5 protein-coding genes and 1 pseudogene are annotated in these 2215 nt (G+C 31.1%); all 6 read right to left on the minus strand.

Annotated features, from left to right (window positions below):
- Nucleotides 1-145: 145 nt before the first annotated feature.
- Nucleotides 146-460, minus strand: coding sequence for a hypothetical protein (locus C9E89_RS22280; protein ID WP_107010265.1), 315 nt, complete (start codon nt 458-460; stop codon nt 146-148).
- 15 nt (nt 461-475) lie between these two features.
- A complete protein-coding gene (locus tag C9E89_RS22285; protein ID WP_171405210.1) occupies nt 476-790 on the minus strand; it encodes a hypothetical protein in 315 nt (104 codons plus the stop codon).
- 118 nt (nt 791-908) lie between these two features.
- Nucleotides 909-1103, minus strand: a pseudogene (locus C9E89_RS23990) (RHS repeat-associated core domain-containing protein); the annotation flags it as partial.
- A gap of 33 nt (nt 1104-1136) precedes the next feature.
- Complete coding sequence (locus C9E89_RS22295; RefSeq protein WP_107010268.1) at nt 1137-1421, minus strand: hypothetical protein; 285 nt, start codon at nt 1419-1421, stop codon at nt 1137-1139.
- A 99-nt stretch (nt 1422-1520) separates the two neighbouring features.
- A complete protein-coding gene (locus tag C9E89_RS23995; protein ID WP_228199107.1) occupies nt 1521-1646 on the minus strand; it encodes a hypothetical protein in 126 nt (41 codons plus the stop codon).
- Nucleotides 1647-1664: 18 nt separating this feature from the next.
- The gene (locus C9E89_RS24000) at nt 1665-1898 is read right to left on the minus strand and encodes a hypothetical protein (RefSeq protein ID WP_228199108.1); all 234 of its coding nucleotides are present in this window, start codon (nt 1896-1898) and stop codon (nt 1665-1667) included.
- Nucleotides 1899-2215: the final 317 nt, after the last annotated feature.

Genomic DNA, 2215 nt, shown 5'->3' on the forward strand with positions numbered 1-2215 from the left:
TTGAGTATTGATATATTCTAATTTATACATAAAAAACTCCTCTTAAAATGGATATGAAACTGTTCTGATAGCACCACTACCATCTTTATTTTTGGTAATTGGTATTTCTTTAGAAGGAGTATCTTTTAACAGCTTTAGAAAAATTTCACATTGTTTGCACAAACAATCCTGTATATGCACTTAAATCATCGTTATTGTGACCAAATGAATATTTTTTACCTAAATTAGATAGCCATATACTCATATCTTTTAAAATTACTTGATTACTATCATTTACTTCAAAAATTGCTGAATCTAAGTAACCATTTGCTAAAATATCCATAATTGTTAAAAAATCTTCATCATTTTTTAGAAGCTCCTCTTCATCTAGTTTTTGAAGACATGTAATCACACTCATAATCTTATTAAGGCTAAGAATAGTTGGTCCTTTTTCTAAATCTTTTAGTATTTTTTGAATCATAACAAATCCTTCAAATTAAAATGGCGAACCTGACAACGGTATATGTGATTGATTTCTTTCAGTACTATTCATAGTTTTACTATTTACTTTAGTACCATTAGCAAGAGTATTTGTTTGTGTGCTATATCCACCCGTAGGTCTAGTAGTAATCGAAGCCGTAGCACCTGTCGCTAAATTTGATCCTAGAAATTTTGTCACAGCATTTGGATTAATTCCATGTCCATGTATTGAATAATTCGTTCCATTCGTACTTGTTTGATATTTAAACCCTCCTGTTGGAAATTGTGGATCCTGAAACCAATTATTTGGAATATTTTCCTGTTTATCCAATTGATTTACACCATTATATTTTATTATAAACCGTTTCAGAAGGGTCTACAGGTCTTGTTTTATATTTTCCAGTCTCATTATTTCTCCATCGATTTGATTTAGTGTCAAATGTACAAGTTAACCCATAAGGATCAATCCACCCCACAGGATTTGGCGCATAAGCAAAGGTATTACCCCCCAACAACCTGATCGGATCTTTAGAAATGAATCGTCCTACATACGGTAAGTAATAACGATAACGGTTGTAATACAATTCTGTTTCTTGATCGTAGTATTGCCCCTGAAATCTCAGGTTATTGGTGATTATGTTTGATGTTCAAAATAACTGTTTGATTGTAGCAATTTCCTAAAAACATAAACTCTCAATTAGAGCATGACCAACAATATTAGCTCCTTCCAACAATTCAATAGTATTCCCTTTATTAATTAAATCTTTCGGATAATTATCAAATAGAAACTCGAGTCTAGCTTTTAAAGGGTTAATTTCATTAAATATTAATTTAATACTCCATGTACTGTTTTGATTACTTAGATCTTTTAAAGTGATAGTACAAAAATATTCACCATTTGAAGGTTGAAATAATTTTCCACCCTGATCTACAGGTTGCCAAGTTAAATTTACGTTATACATTTTATTCCCTATTATTTAAATTTACACTGGTCAGCAATAGCTTTTTCTTTTTTCACCCATGGTTGACTCGTAGGCAAGCGTATCTGTATCCCAACCATATTATTGCGTGGTTTCACTTCGTCCTGCTTGGATATGCTGTTTCTGTTTTTCAATCCGTTGACCCAGTGCATCGTATCTGTAGTGAGTTTCGGCTTTGTCATTTTTGCTACGAACAAGTCTGCCCAATGCATCCCATGCAAAGTCCTATATATGTCCACCATCACTTTGACGGATCAATTGTCCATAATCATCGTATTGGTATTTTTGATCTATGTAATCCTGTACTATATTGTTCACTAAGCCGTTATAGCCATGTTTATGGGTCGGCTCAAAGTAGGTGTTTTGTCTGTGATTTTGTGTACTGTGATTTTGGTTGTGTGTTTTATTTGGATTGATAATATTGCTTGCAGGGTCAAAGGTAAATACTTCTTTAACCATGTTGCTATTCATTCTATTGAAATTTCTGAATTAATACTTTAAGCAAGCATATAATAAAATTCTCACATCACATTTTCAAAGTAAATTATGGGAATTTATTACATGTTTAATTTACATAACCTGCGCACTATATTAACACTTAAACAGAAAAAATATATAATAAAACTCCATAATACCTTAATTAAAATCCAATACTTTAAAATTTGATAAGTATTTTTCAAATCTGTCATCAAAAACATTATTAATTAATAGCACATATCTTCCCTTAACACTTTCAATTATCTTAATAAATTCAGATTTTGTTATAACCTCATCAA

It is taken from the genome of Acinetobacter sichuanensis (assembly GCF_003024515.2).
Lineage (GTDB): Bacteria > Pseudomonadota > Gammaproteobacteria > Pseudomonadales > Moraxellaceae > Acinetobacter > Acinetobacter sichuanensis.